The organism is Cedecea sp. AS113 (assembly GCF_037152415.1).
In the GTDB taxonomy this organism is placed as follows: domain Bacteria; phylum Pseudomonadota; class Gammaproteobacteria; order Enterobacterales; family Enterobacteriaceae; genus Cedecea.
Genome location: NZ_JBBCMI010000024.1, coordinates 60,334 through 73,012, shown reverse-complemented (window position 1 = coordinate 73,012; position 12,679 = coordinate 60,334). Strand labels below are relative to the sequence as shown.

14 protein-coding genes and 1 tRNA gene are annotated in these 12,679 nt (G+C 53.9%); 7 read left to right on the top strand and 8 right to left on the bottom strand.

Annotated features, from left to right (window positions below; translation table 11 throughout):
- Positions 1-262 precede the first annotated feature (262 nt).
- From WFN87_RS21410 to aspA, 6 genes are all read right to left on the bottom strand, one after another.
- Positions 263-338, bottom strand: a tRNA-Phe gene (locus tag WFN87_RS21410).
- Positions 339-452: 114 nt separating this feature from the next.
- Positions 453-1,028: a transcriptional regulator gene (locus WFN87_RS21405; protein ID WP_336983660.1), complete on the bottom strand. Its 576-nt coding sequence runs from the start codon at positions 1,026-1,028 to the stop codon at positions 453-455.
- A gap of 38 nt (positions 1,029-1,066) precedes the next feature.
- A complete protein-coding gene (locus WFN87_RS21400; RefSeq protein WP_336983661.1) occupies positions 1,067-2,836 on the bottom strand; it encodes a protein-disulfide reductase DsbD in 1,770 nt (589 codons plus the stop codon).
- Complete coding sequence (cutA, locus tag WFN87_RS21395) at positions 2,812-3,135, bottom strand: divalent cation tolerance protein CutA (RefSeq protein ID WP_166993185.1); 324 nt, start codon at positions 3,133-3,135, stop codon at positions 2,812-2,814. The genes WFN87_RS21400 and cutA overlap by 25 nt, the downstream gene beginning before the upstream one ends.
- An 87-nt stretch (positions 3,136-3,222) precedes the next feature.
- Positions 3,223-4,524: an anaerobic C4-dicarboxylate transporter gene (locus tag WFN87_RS21390; protein ID WP_008453775.1), complete on the bottom strand. Its 1,302-nt coding sequence runs from the start codon at positions 4,522-4,524 to the stop codon at positions 3,223-3,225.
- Positions 4,525-4,639: 115 nt separating this feature from the next.
- Positions 4,640-6,076 (bottom strand): aspartate ammonia-lyase, encoded by a 1,437-nt coding sequence (gene aspA / locus WFN87_RS21385; RefSeq protein ID WP_008453774.1) that lies wholly within the window; start codon positions 6,074-6,076, stop codon positions 4,640-4,642.
- A 344-nt stretch (positions 6,077-6,420) separates the two neighbouring features.
- Here aspA and WFN87_RS21380 point away from each other — a divergent pair, with 344 nt between their 5' ends.
- The 4 genes from WFN87_RS21380 to WFN87_RS21365 all read left to right on the top strand — a co-directional run bounded on the left by WFN87_RS21380 (position 6,421) and on the right by WFN87_RS21365 (position 9,495).
- Positions 6,421-6,897: an FxsA family protein gene (locus tag WFN87_RS21380; RefSeq protein ID WP_336983662.1), complete on the top strand. Its 477-nt coding sequence runs from the start codon at positions 6,421-6,423 to the stop codon at positions 6,895-6,897.
- Between the two features lie 134 nt (positions 6,898-7,031).
- Positions 7,032-7,325, top strand: a complete 294-nt coding sequence (locus WFN87_RS21375) for a co-chaperone GroES (protein ID WP_008453772.1) — start codon at positions 7,032-7,034, stop codon at positions 7,323-7,325.
- A gap of 40 nt (positions 7,326-7,365) precedes the next feature.
- Complete coding sequence (groL, locus tag WFN87_RS21370) at positions 7,366-9,012, top strand: chaperonin GroEL (RefSeq protein WP_008453770.1); 1,647 nt, start codon at positions 7,366-7,368, stop codon at positions 9,010-9,012.
- Between the two features lie 129 nt (positions 9,013-9,141).
- Positions 9,142-9,495 (top strand): DUF4156 domain-containing protein, encoded by a 354-nt coding sequence (locus WFN87_RS21365; protein ID WP_008453768.1) that lies wholly within the window; start codon positions 9,142-9,144, stop codon positions 9,493-9,495.
- 206 nt (positions 9,496-9,701) lie between these two features.
- Here WFN87_RS21365 and epmB read toward each other — a convergent pair whose 3' ends face one another.
- Positions 9,702-10,730, bottom strand: a complete 1,029-nt coding sequence (gene epmB / locus WFN87_RS21360; RefSeq protein WP_336983663.1) for an EF-P beta-lysylation protein EpmB — start codon at positions 10,728-10,730, stop codon at positions 9,702-9,704.
- A 41-nt stretch (positions 10,731-10,771) separates the two neighbouring features.
- On the opposite strand from epmB, the gene efp reads away from it, so the two are divergent.
- The 3 genes from efp to ecnB all read left to right on the top strand — a co-directional run bounded on the left by efp (position 10,772) and on the right by ecnB (position 11,788).
- Positions 10,772-11,338, top strand: a complete 567-nt coding sequence (gene efp, locus WFN87_RS21355; RefSeq protein ID WP_008453764.1) for an elongation factor P — start codon at positions 10,772-10,774, stop codon at positions 11,336-11,338.
- 64 nt (positions 11,339-11,402) lie between these two features.
- A complete protein-coding gene (locus WFN87_RS21350) occupies positions 11,403-11,537 on the top strand; it encodes an entericidin A/B family lipoprotein (protein ID WP_039289517.1) in 135 nt (44 codons plus the stop codon).
- Positions 11,538-11,641: 104 nt separating this feature from the next.
- On the top strand, positions 11,642-11,788 hold the full coding sequence (gene ecnB, locus WFN87_RS21345; RefSeq protein ID WP_008453759.1) for a lipoprotein toxin entericidin B: 147 nt from the start codon (positions 11,642-11,644) through the stop codon (positions 11,786-11,788).
- Positions 11,789-11,819: 31 nt separating this feature from the next.
- On the opposite strand, the gene WFN87_RS21340 is transcribed toward ecnB, so the two are convergent.
- Entirely contained in the window at positions 11,820-12,428 is a 609-nt protein-coding gene (locus WFN87_RS21340) for a LuxR C-terminal-related transcriptional regulator (RefSeq protein ID WP_008453758.1), read from the bottom strand.
- Between the last annotated feature and the right edge of the window lie 251 nt (positions 12,429-12,679).

Here is a 12,679-nt window from a genome sequence, read left to right as displayed (position 1 = left end):
CCCTTATGGGGTGAGTCTCAGGGATGAGACGAATACTAAAACGTCAGGAACGTTTTTGAACAGCGCTTGCGCTGGCCCCTTATGGGGTGAGTCTCAGGGATGAGACGAATACTAAAACGTCAGGAACGTTTTTGAACAGCGCTTGCGCTGGCCCCTTATGGGGTGAGTCTCAGGGATGAGACGAATAATCGACTTTCAGTTCGATGCAGAGTCCGTATCGCCAAAAGCAAAAAACCCGCCATAGGCGGGTTCTTCTAAATAGTGGTGCCCGGACTCGGAATCGAACCAAGGACACGGGGATTTTCAATCCCCTGCTCTACCGACTGAGCTATCCGGGCAACGGGCCGCATTAAACCGTAAAGGCCGCCAGGCGTCAACGGCTTTGTCATAAAAATTACCTAAAACTATGCTGATTGCCTGCTTTTCAGTCAAAGACAGCAAAAAGACGTGCTTCAGGTTAATGCCCCGCCGGTGCGGCACAGCGCAAAGCGCAGAATATCTTCCGCAAGGGTTCTGGCCGTGTCGATATCAGCCTGGCTACGCTTCACCAATAGCTTGCTCAGGCAGCCTTCCAGCACCAATTCCATTTGGTGCGCGACCATGGTTGGGGCGTCCACTTCCATTTGTGTGAGCAGCTCGTGCGTGTATTCCCAGGCCGCTTTTTTCTGCTGGTCCGCCAGTTGATGAATCGGGTGCGCGGCATCAGGGTAGAAGGTGCAGGCGGCAATAAACAGGCAGCCGGGATAACGCTGGTTGCTCACGCATTCGGTCAGGGCGTGGTAGCGCTTAAGCAGCTTTTGCTCCGGCGTTAACTCTTCGTCCAGCATCAGCTGACGCCGCCAGACATCCACCTGCGAACTTAAGTAGCGCAGGGCGTCGTACAGCAGGGCTTCGCTGTCGGGCCAGAACTGGCGAATCTCAGCGAGCGGATAATCGGCTTCTTTCGCCACCATCTCCAGCGTCGTGCTGGCAATGCCTTCACGTTCAAGGACATGCAGGGCGTGCTCTAAAACTTCTTCGCGTTGCACGGTTTTCTCCTTACGTTTCCCAACGGATCAAGTGTTGTTTACTGGCTGCGATTGCGCAAATGCTCGCTGAACGCGGAGGCGTCCATAAAGCCTGTGACGCGGTCTGCCGGTTGTTCAACGCCGTTAGCATCAAAGAATAAAATGGTTGGCAGGCCAAGCACCTGTAAATGCTTCAGCAGGGCTTTGTCGTCGGCGTTATTTGCCGTGACATCGGCCTGCAGTAAAACGGTGCCAGACAGCGCTTTTTGCACCTGCGGATCGCTAAAGGTGTATTTCTCAAACTCTTTACACGCCACGCACCAGTCGGCGTACAAATCTAACATCACCGGTTTGCCTTTCGCCCCGGCTAGCGCGGCGTCGAGCTGCTCAACGTTGGCTATTTTGTTAAAGCTGAGGTGAGGGACGGACTGAACGGATGCCGGAGAGCCAAAAGCCCAGTCCTGCAGCGGACGAGCGGACACCAGCGCGGCACCCAGAAGAATAATTTGTAGCATGCGTAGCCAGGACTTCTTCGCTCCAAGGCTGGTGATAAATGCCCAACTGAAGAAGGCGACGCCCAGCAGGCCCCACAGCCTCAGCCCCCAGATGTCGCCCAGCACACGCTCCAGCAGGAAGACCGGCAGCGCCAGAATCACAAAACCAAAGGCGGTTTTGACGCTTTCCATCCACGGCCCGCTTTTCGGCAGCAGGCGATTACCGAAGACGGTAATCAGGATTAGCGGCAGGCCCATGCCCAGCGCGTAAAGGTAAAGCGTGCCGCCGCCGAGCCACATATTTCCGCTTTGCGCGATGTACAGCAGGATAGCGCTAAGCGGCGCGGTGGTGCACGGCGAGCAGATAAGCCCGGCCAGCGCGCCCATAGCAAAGACGCCGCCCGCCGAGCCGCCCTGCTGGCGGTTGCTCATCAGCGCCAGGCGCGTTTGCAGCGACGAGGGCAGCTGCAGCGTGAACAGACCGAACATCGAGGCGGCGAGCAGGATAAAGAGCGCCGACAGGCCAATCAGCACGTATGGGTGCTGGAGTGCCGCCTGGAACTGGAGTCCTGCGGCGGCAACGACAAGACCGAGTGCGGTGTAGGTCAGCGCCATGCCCTGGACGTATACAAAGGCCAGCAGCAGCGCCCGGGCAGTGGACAGGCGTTGTTTACCACCTAGTACGATGCCGGAAATGAGCGGGTACATCGGCAGCACGCAGGGCGTGAAGGCGATGCCGATGCCGATCAGGAAGGCCCACAGCGCGGAGAAGGGGAGCGATGCGGGTGCGGAGCTGTCTGTTCCCCTCACCCCGGCCCTCTCCCCAGAAGGGGAGAGGGAGGAAGAAATATTGGCCTCGTCTCTTGATGGGGAGAGGGAGGAAGACACATTGGCATCATTAGCCGACGCAGCAATAGCACTCAACGGCACAACGCGCGTTTCCGGCGGATAGCAGAATCCGGCTTCGGCGCAGCCCTGGTAAGTGACGCTGACGGACGAACCTTTATTGGCGGCATTTACCGTAATGGGCAGAGTTAGCTGCTGGGTGAAGATCTCCGTTTTGCCGTAGAACTCATCTTCGTGCCAGGTGCCTTTAGGCATAACCAGGGGCGTAATGTCCGCGCTGGTGGGCACCACTTTGATCTGCTGGCGATAGAGATAATAGCCGGGTTTTATCTGCCAGCTGAGCGTCAGCTTGTGCTCGGCCTGCTGAAAGTCAAAGGCAAAAGCCTGGTCGACCGGGACAAACTGCGTTTTATTCTGGGCGTCAAACAGCCCGGCGAAGGCCTGCGAACTGCATAACAGCAGGACTAGCGTAATGATGCGTAGAGCCATGAGAGATATTCACTGTTTCCGTGTGCAACTGGCAGAACCAGTAGTTCTGGCGTTTGATAAGGGTGATGGGTTTTCAGGCAGGCAAGCAGTGCCTCCTGGCGTTCCACGTCGCTCTTGAGCAGCATTTGGACTTCGTACTCCTGCTCCAGCTTTCCTTCCCAGTAATAGAGCGAAGTTGCGCCCGGCAGCAGCGTCACGCAGGCGGCAAGTTTCTCCGCCAGCACTTTCGCGGCCAGATCCTGCGCGGTGGCTTCATCCGGGGCGGTACAGAGTACAACGACAGCCTGGGTCATCGACATCGCAAACCTCATCTGAGAAGAAAGTGCGATGACTATAACATGAGCAGAAGAAAACGGGCTGCATTGCAGCCCGCGTCTGGCGGAGATTTACAGTACGATCCCGCCGATGATAAAGCCGAGGATAACGCACAAAGTAATGGCAATGACGCCGGGGATCAGGAAGGCGTGGTTGAACACATATTTGCCGATACGGGTTGAGCCGGTGTCGTCCATTTCGACCGCTGCCAGCAGCGTCGGGTAGGTTGGCAGGACGAACAGCGCAGATACCGCTGCAAAAGAGGCGACGGCGGTTAATGGCGTGACGCCGAGCAGCAGGGCCGCAGGCATCAGCGCTTTCGTTGTGGCTGCCTGTGAATAGAGCAAGGTGGCCGCGAAGAACAGCACCACAGCCAGCAGCCACGGGTAACCGTTCAGCAGGTCACCGGCAACCGCCTGAATGTCGCTGATATGGGACTTAACGAAGGTATCGCCCAGCCATGCAACGCCGAGTACGCAAATACAGGCGCTCATGCCGGACTTAAAGGTGCTGGCGTTCAGCACTTCGCCAGTGTCGATTTTACAGGTGATGCTAATCAGCGTGGCGATGGTGAGCATAAACACAACAATCGCTTCGTTACGCGGCAGAACCGGGTTCTGAATCAGGCCGACGGTGTCGCTGATCGCGGTGGCATAGAACATCACGGCGACAATACCGATCAGGAATAGCAGTACCGAACGCTTGGCGTGCGGCTTCAGCTCGAAGACCTGGCTACCGCGCAGCTTCACTTCGCCTTTGGCAAGACGTTCCTGGTAAACCGGATCGTCTTTCAGCTCGCAGCCGAGGAAGTTACACACCACCGCGGTTAGCATCACGGCAATCAGCGTGACCGGGATACAGATACCTAGTAGCGTCAGGTAGCTCACGCCCATCGGCTCCAGAATGCCGGCAAAAAACACCACTGCAGCGGAAATCGGCGATGCCGTAATGGCAATTTGTGAGGCGACAACGGCGATAGAAAGCGGGCGAGAAGGGCGAATGCCCTGCTCTTTTGCCACTTCGGTAATCACCGGCAGCGTGGAAAAGGCCGTGTGGCCGGTCCCGGCCAGAATGGTCATAAACCAGGTGACCAGCGGCGCAAGGAAGGTGATGTATTTCGGATGGCGGCGCAGCATGCGTTCCGCAAGGCTGACCAGGTAGTCCATGCCACCTGCGACCTGCATGGCCGCAATCGCGGCGATCACCGCCATGATAATTTCGATCACGTCGAAGGGGATTGCCCCCGGTTTGATCTGGAAGATAAGGGTAAGCACCAGCACGCCGAGACCACCGGCAAAACCAATACCGATCCCTCCCAGCCTTGCCCCGAGATAGATCGCCAGCAGGACGACCACGAGTTCAGCACCAAACATAATTGCATCCTTGAGATTTAAATGAGATGAAAATGAAATGTTATGTTTTCGTATACCGTTAAAATGAAAAAGGCACGTCCGACTGGACGTGCCTTTTGGCGTTTATGTGTATGAGTTATTGTTCGCTTTCATCGGTATAGCGCTTAGCTTTGTAGACCGGGTGCATCAGGTTGTGGACGGAGAAGATATCGTCCAGCTCGGCTTCGGTCAGCAGGCCGCGCTCTAGCACGACCTCGCGCACGCTCTTGCCGGTTTCTGCGCAGATCTTGCCGACGATGTCGCCGTTGTGGTGGCCAATGAACGGGTTCAGGTAGGTCACGATACCGATGGAGTTGTACACGTAGCTCTCACACACTTCTTTATTCGCGGTGATGCCGTTAATGCATTTTTCCAGCAGGTTGTAGCAGGCGTTGGTCAGGATATGAATGGATTCGAACATTGCCTGGCCAATCACCGGCTCCATCACGTTCAGCTGCAGCTGACCTGCTTCGGATGCCATGGTCACCGTGGTGTCGTTGCCGATGACTTTGAAGCAAACTTGATTCACCACTTCCGGGACAACTGGGTTCACTTTGGCCGGCATGATAGAAGAACCCGCCTGCAGTTCTGGCAGGTTGATTTCGTTCAGGCCAGCGCGCGGGCCGGAAGAGAGCAGGCGCAGGTCGTTACAGATTTTGGACATTTTCACGGCCAGGCGCTTCAGGGAGCTGTGCACCATCACGTATGCGCCGCAGTCGGAAGTGGCTTCAATCAGGTCTTCTGCTGGTACGCAGGCAAGGCCGCTGACTTCTGCCAGTTTCTGTACGGCCAACTGCTGGTAGCCATCTGGCGTGTTGAGGCGGGTACCGATGGCGGTTGCGCCAAGGTTCACTTCCAACAGCAGTTCAGCGGTGCGCAGCAGGTTTTTAGTCTCTTCAGTCAGCAGCACGTTGAACGCGTGGAACTCCTGACCGAGGGTCATCGGAACAGCGTCCTGAAGCTGGGTGCGGCCCATTTTCAGGATCTCAGAAAACTCAACCGCTTTACGCTGGAAGCCTTCGCCCAGCTGATTAATGGCATCGATCAGTTTCACGATGGAAGCGTAAACTGCGATGCGGAAGCCGGTTGGGTAGGCGTCGTTAGTGGACTGGCATTTGTTGACGTGGTCGTTCGGGTTCAGGAACTGGTATTCACCTTTCTGGTGGCCCATCAGTTCCAGACCGATGTTAGCGAGGACTTCGTTGGTGTTCATGTTGACGGAAGTACCGGCGCCGCCCTGGTAGACGTCTACCGGGAACTGATCCATGCATTTGCCGTTGTTCAGGACTTCATCACAGGCCTGAATGATGGTGTTCGCGATGCTCTTAGGAATGGTTTGCAGTTCCTTGTTCGCCATTGCCGCCGCTTTTTTTACCATCACCATACCGCGTACAAATTCCGGTATGTCACTGATTTTACTGTTGCTAATGTAGAAGTTTTCAATCGCTCTCAGAGTATGAACGCCGTAGTAGGCATCCGCTGGCACTTCCCTGGTACCCAACAAATCTTCTTCGATACGAATGTTATTTAACATGTGAACCTTCTTAGTAAAGCTGCAGATAAATGCACTGTTTTATTCACACACACGAAATGTGGTTGTGAGCTTAATAGGCCGACGATTATGTCCATATTCGACCGCGTTGACGTGATGATATGCTGATGATAGCGAAAAGCAGTAACCTGGATCACTTATTAAAAGCCGCCACGCATAACAATTATTAATATGTGATATAGGTCAACAGTTGAAAATTTCCAGAAAAAATTCACGCAATAAACATTGATCTTTGTCTACAGCGTCGCCATCTCCCTCCTACGCGTAATTGCTAATCTATTTTTCGCGAGACCATTAACGGGCTCGCCCGATGACAGGAGCGTATAGTGCGCTGGATCCCGTTTATTGCCGTTTTCCTTTATGTTTACATCGAAATTTCGCTGTTCATACAGGTGGCACACGTTTTGGGGGTCTTTATGACCCTGATTCTGGTCATTTTCACTTCGGTGATTGGCCTTTCTCTGGTGCGTAACCAGGGCTTTAAAAACCTGATGCTGATGCAGCAGAAGATGGCGGCAGGCGAAAGCCCTGCGGCGGAGATGATCAAAAGCGTCTCGCTGATCATGGCCGGTATTTTGCTGCTGTTGCCGGGCTTTTTTACCGACTTCCTCGGTCTGCTGCTGCTGTTGCCGCCGGTGCAAAAGCACCTCACGCTCAAGCTGATGCCGCATTTGCGCTTCTCCCGCATGCCTGGCGGCGGTTTTAGCGCCGGTAGTGAAGGGGGCAATACATTCGACGGTGAGTTCCAGCGTAAAGACGACGCGCCAAAGCGCCTCGACGACCAGCACCGGAATGATCGTTAAATTTTAGTTTTTTTTGTTTTCCCCCCTTGAAGGGGGGAAAGCGCATCCCCATTAATCAGGTCACCAGCCGATTACCCCTGTGGGACGGCGTTACCTAACTATCTGATACTGACTTTCTCAAAGGAGAGCTATCAATGAGCATTCGTCCATTACATGATCGTGTCATCGTCAAGCGTAAAGAAGTTGAGTCCAAATCTGCGGGCGGCATCGTTCTGACTGGCTCCGCAGCGGGCAAATCAACTCGTGGCGAGATCATCGCTGTCGGTAAAGGCCGCATCCTGGAAAACGGTAGCGTGCAGCCGCTGGACGTGAAAGTGGGTGACATCGTTATCTTCAACGATGGCTACGGCGTGAAGTCCGAGAAAATCGACAACGAAGAAGTGCTGATCATGTCCGAAAGCGACATCCTGGCAATTGTTGAAGCGTAATTTGACGCACGAACCTGAACGAATTTGAGGAATAGAAGAAATGGCAGCTAAAGACGTAAAATTCGGTAACGACGCTCGTGTAAAAATGCTGCGCGGCGTTAACGTACTGGCAGATGCAGTGAAAGTTACCCTCGGTCCTAAAGGCCGTAACGTGGTTCTGGATAAATCTTTCGGTGCACCGACCATCACCAAAGATGGCGTTTCCGTAGCGCGTGAAATCGAGCTGGAAGACAAGTTCGAAAACATGGGTGCACAGATGGTAAAAGAAGTTGCCTCTAAAGCGAACGACGCTGCAGGCGACGGTACCACCACCGCAACCGTACTGGCTCAGGCTATCATCACCGAAGGTCTGAAAGCCGTTGCTGCGGGCATGAACCCAATGGACCTGAAACGCGGTATCGATAAAGCCGTTGTTGCCGCTGTTGAAGAGCTGAAAGCGCTGTCCGTGCCGTGCTCTGACTCTAAAGCGATTGCTCAGGTTGGTACTATCTCCGCTAACTCCGACGAAACCGTAGGTAAACTGATCGCTGAAGCGATGGATAAAGTCGGTAAAGAAGGCGTGATCACCGTTGAAGACGGTACCGGTCTGGAAGACGAACTGGACGTGGTTGAAGGTATGCAGTTCGACCGCGGCTACCTGTCCCCATACTTCATCAACAAGCCAGAAACTGGCGCTGTTGAGCTGGAAAGCCCGTTCATCCTGCTGGCTGACAAAAAAATCTCCAACATCCGTGAAATGCTGCCAGTGCTGGAAGCCGTTGCGAAAGCAGGCAAACCGCTGGTTATCATCGCTGAAGATGTTGAAGGCGAAGCGCTGGCTACCCTGGTGGTTAACACCATGCGTGGCATCGTGAAAGTGGCTGCGGTTAAAGCACCTGGCTTCGGCGACCGCCGTAAAGCTATGCTGCAGGACATCGCTACCCTGACCGGCGGTACCGTTATCTCTGAAGAGATCGGTATGGAGCTGGAAAAAGCGACCCTGGAAGACCTCGGCCAGGCTAAACGCGTTGTGATCAACAAAGACACCACCACCATCATCGATGGCGTGGGTGAAGAAGCCGCTATTCAGGGCCGCGTTGGTCAGATCCGTAAGCAGATCGAAGAAGCAACTTCTGACTATGACCGCGAAAAACTGCAGGAGCGCGTAGCGAAACTGGCAGGCGGCGTAGCGGTAATCAAAGTTGGTGCTGCTACCGAAGTTGAAATGAAAGAGAAAAAAGCTCGCGTCGACGATGCCCTGCACGCTACCCGTGCTGCGGTTGAAGAAGGCGTGGTTGCTGGTGGTGGTGTAGCGCTGGTTCGCGTTGCCGCTAAACTGGCTGGCCTGACCGCTCAGAACGAAGACCAGAACGTGGGTATCAAAGTTGCGCTGCGCGCGATGGAAGCTCCTCTGCGTCAGATCGTTTCTAACGCCGGTGAAGAGCCATCCGTTGTCACCAACGCGGTGAAAGCGGGCGAAGGTAACTACGGTTACAACGCCGCGACCGAAGAATACGGCAACATGATCGATTTCGGTATCCTGGACCCAACCAAAGTTACTCGTTCTGCTCTGCAGTACGCGGCTTCCGTGGCGGGCCTGATGATCACTACCGAGTGCATGGTCACCGACCTGCCTAAAGGCGATGCTCCTGACTTAGGCGCTGCTGGTGGTATGGGCGGCATGGGTGGCATGGGCGGCATGATGTAATTCGCCTTAGCACCTTGTGTTAAAGAAACCCTCAGTCAGAAATGTCTGGGGGTTTTTTCTTTTGTTCACACTCTGGTATAAGTGCTTACCGGGCAATAACGGCTCAATACCTTGATTACGGGGAATAACATGCGCATGAAAGTCTCATCAGGAGTGGTTCTGGCAGCGCTGCTGCTGGCAGGATGTAGCACGGGCAATCAGCTTAGCTCCAGCGGCCAGAGCGTTCGTTTTGTTGAAGACAAACCAGGAAGCGAATGCCGTCTATTAGGCACCGCGACCGGGGAACAGAGCAACTGGCTGTCTGGCCAGCACGGCGATGAAGGCGGGTCTATGCGCGGCGCGGCAAACGCACTGCGTAACAATGCGGCCGAAATGGGCGGCAACGTGCTGTACGGCGTGAGCAGCCCAACCCAGACGCTGCTCTCGAGCTTTGCGCCAACGGCCAGCCAAATGACGGGTCAGGTTTATAAGTGCCCGAACTGATTCGGTAAGTATTACCCTCACCCCGGCCCTCTCCTTCAGGGAGAGGGAGAAAAACGGACGTGCTTTTACTGATAGAGATCGAGGAAGGACTTGCGGTTCCCTGTCACTGGTAAGGAATAAAGTCGTGGGGCTTTTTCTACAGTTGAAGGCAGCACTAAGCGGTTCCCTCTCCTGAGGGAGAGGGTTAGGGTGAGAGCGTTAAGCTCTCACTTTTGCCGTAGCTGCAAATCCAGCGGCGTCTTACTTGGCTCTCCGCCTATTTCCCTCGCCAGCTTCGGCACCATATAGCCTGAAACCAGCGTCAGCAGCTTACGCATAATCGCCCGGGCCTCTTCGTCTTCTACCATAAAGTGCGCCGCACCTTGCACTCTGTCGAGCACGTGCAGGTAATACGGCATCACGCCCGCATTAAACAACGCATTACTAAGGTCGGCCAGGGTTTGTGCGTTGTCGTTCACGTCTCGCAGTAACACGCTTTGATTCAGCAGCGTGACGCCCGCCAGGCGTAGCTTTGCCATCGCCGAGCGGAAATCGTCGCCAATTTCCTGGGCGTGGTTAATATGATTAACCAGCAGCACCTGAAGCGATGAGCGGGCGATTCTTGCTGCCAGCCCATCGGTAATACGCGCCGGGATGACAATCGGCAGGCGGCTGTGAATACGCAGGCGTTTGATATGAGGAATGGCCTCCAGCTCGCTCATCAGCCAGTCCAGTTCATGATCTTTGGCCATCAGCGGGTCGCCGCCGGAGAAAATAATTTCGTCCAGCTCAGGATGTTCGCTGATATACGCCAGCGCCGTTTGCCAGTTGCGTTTGTTGCCCTGGTTGTCGGCATACGGGAAGTGGCGGCGGAAACAGTAGCGGCAGTTTACGGCGCAGCCACCTTTCACCAGCAGCAAGGCGCGGTTGCGGTACTTATGCAGCAGCCCTGGGACAACGCTGTGTTGCTCTTCCAGCGGATCGGTGGTGAAGCCGGGCGCGGCAACGAACTCCTGTTTTGCCGTCAAAACCTGACGCAGTAACGGGTCGTTGGGGTTACCTTTTTCCATGCGCGCGACGAAAGCGCGAGGGACGCGCAGGGCAAAAAGACGCCTTGCTTCACGCCCGGCAAGCAGTTCTTCATCGTCAGCTACATTTAAAATGTGCAGCAGTTCATCAGGATCGGTTATAACATCGGCAAGTTGCGTTAACCAATCTTCTCTGTGAGGGGGATTTAGGGTTACAATGTGTGCCATTTTTTTGGCTAAGCTACCAGTTAACAAATTCAGAGGGCCTTATGGCGACTTATTCTAGCAACGATTTCCGTGCCGGTCTTAAAATCATGATGGATGGCGAACCGTACGCGGTTGAAGCCAGCGAATTCGTAAAACCGGGCAAGGGCCAGGCATTCGCGCGCGTTAAGCTGCGTCGTCTGCTGACCGGTACCCGCGTTGAGAAAACCTTCAAGTCTACTGACTCTGCAGAAGGCGCTGACGTTGTCGATATGAACCTGACTTACCTGTACAACGACGGTGAGTTCTATCACTTCATGAACAACCAAACCTTCGAGCAGCTGGCTGCAGACGAAAAAGCCGTTGGCGAAAACGCTAAATGGCTGCTGGACCAGGCTGAGTGCATCGTGACCCTGTGGAACGGTCAGCCAATCTCCGTTACCCCACCGAACTTTGTTGAGCTGGAAATCGTTGAAACCGATCCAGGTCTGAAAGGTGACACTGCAGGGACCGGCGGCAAGCCAGCAACCCTGAGCACCGGCGCTGTGGTTAAAGTTCCGCTGTTCGTCCAGATCGGCGAAGTCATCAAAGTTGACACCCGTTCTGGTGAATACGTTTCTCGCGTGAAGTAATTCTCGTGAAGGTTCGCGGCGCGGTGCCTGAGGCTCGCGCCGCCGCTTTGTCAGGGCAGGGAAGATGAACCGTTTGTTGAAACAGATTCTTTTTATCTCGCTGCTGGCCGCTGCGCTGTCGGGTTGTAATACCACGCGTGGGTTTGGCGAAGACTTGCAACATCTCGGCGGCGCCATTGAGCGCGTAGCCAATAAATAGTCCCTGCCAGTTATCCGAAATCGCCTCGCTTTTCCTTCGTTGTTCATTTTTTTAGCTATGCTTAACAAGCTATACACAAACAACATAGTTATAAGGAAAAGCTCATGATTAAGAAAACCATTGCTGCGTTTTTCTCTCTCGTCGTTCTTTCATCCTTGTTGACCGCCTGTAACACCACCCGCGGCGTGGGCGAGGATATACAAAGCGGCGGTAAGGCTATTTCTGGTGCGGCAACAAAAGCGCAGGAATAATACTGTTCGGTACGGTGCTAGTGCCGTACCGTTATTCTAAAACAGCCTCCGGAATATTTAAAAAAAGCGATAATCTATTGTCGGCTCCCAGCTTTAATCGAATGTTTCGCTTATAGGTGTAAACCGTTTTTACGCTTATTTCCATCACTCTGGCAATATATTCGTTATTCGCCTCTTCCTTCCAGAGTTTTAATATTCTCTCTTCGCGTAAGGTCAGTAATGGCGTAATATGTCGTTTCACTTCACGGAATGGCGGGCGGGTCGCAATAGTCTGCTGAATCAATGCCGTTAATGCCGACAATGATACTGACTTATCCCAAATATCGTTAGTGCCTTGCGCCGCGCAGTACTCAGCAATGGTGGGGTGTTGCCCGCTTTGCAGCAGCAGCAGGCGCGTCGTATCGCCACAGGCAGAATAAATAGTCGAAAGCTGTTGGATATTATGCAATGCGGTTGAGAAACTGTTGAAGTCGGCGATCACCATATTCGGCTGCCATTTTATAATTTTTTCCCGGGCGAGAAGTAAACTGTCTGTCTCTGAAATACTCACTGCCGTAGCCAGATTATTTTTCTGATTGAGCAAGTGCGTCAGTCCCTGACGGCTGAAGTAACACCTATCAACCAATAATATTTTATACATTTTCACGCTTCACGTTAATCATTACTGCGGCGTTTGCAGGCTGGCAAACCACGTTTTATCATATGAATAAATTTGCCAAAATGAATCACGGAAATACGCGCGAATTCGCTGTCAATTCCAGGCTTAGCAAGGCCCGGCAAGTGAAACGATTATTTCATTGCGTAGCATTTGGATACGGATTTTCAGGCAGCCGTTTGGGTGCTAAAATCAGCTTCTCACCTAAGCCTTACGGGACGACCCGCAAGCGCATC

Bases quoted from the DNA above. Each gene is read 5' to 3' on its own strand.
- efp (WP_008453764.1), top strand. From the start codon at position 10,772: ATGGCGACTTATTCTAGCAACGATTTCCGTGCCGGTCTTAAAATCATG.
- groL (WP_008453770.1), top strand. From the start codon at position 7,366: ATGGCAGCTAAAGACGTAAAATTCGGTAACGACGCTCGTGTAAAAATG.
- WFN87_RS21340 (WP_008453758.1), bottom strand. From the start codon at position 12,428: ATGTATAAAATATTATTGGTTGATAGGTGTTACTTCAGCCGTCAGGGA.
- WFN87_RS21350 (WP_039289517.1), top strand. From the start codon at position 11,403: ATGAACCGTTTGTTGAAACAGATTCTTTTTATCTCGCTGCTGGCCGCT.
- cutA (WP_166993185.1), bottom strand. From the start codon at position 3,135: ATGTCGATGACCCAGGCTGTCGTTGTACTCTGTACCGCCCCGGATGAA.
- ecnB (WP_008453759.1), top strand. From the start codon at position 11,642: ATGATTAAGAAAACCATTGCTGCGTTTTTCTCTCTCGTCGTTCTTTCA.
- epmB (WP_336983663.1), bottom strand. From the start codon at position 10,730: ATGGCACACATTGTAACCCTAAATCCCCCTCACAGAGAAGATTGGTTA.
- WFN87_RS21365 (WP_008453768.1), top strand. From the start codon at position 9,142: ATGCGCATGAAAGTCTCATCAGGAGTGGTTCTGGCAGCGCTGCTGCTG.
- WFN87_RS21375 (WP_008453772.1), top strand. From the start codon at position 7,032: ATGAGCATTCGTCCATTACATGATCGTGTCATCGTCAAGCGTAAAGAA.
- aspA (WP_008453774.1), bottom strand. From the start codon at position 6,076: ATGTTAAATAACATTCGTATCGAAGAAGATTTGTTGGGTACCAGGGAA.
- WFN87_RS21400 (WP_336983661.1), bottom strand. From the start codon at position 2,836: ATGGCTCTACGCATCATTACGCTAGTCCTGCTGTTATGCAGTTCGCAG.
- WFN87_RS21390 (WP_008453775.1), bottom strand. From the start codon at position 4,524: ATGTTTGGTGCTGAACTCGTGGTCGTCCTGCTGGCGATCTATCTCGGG.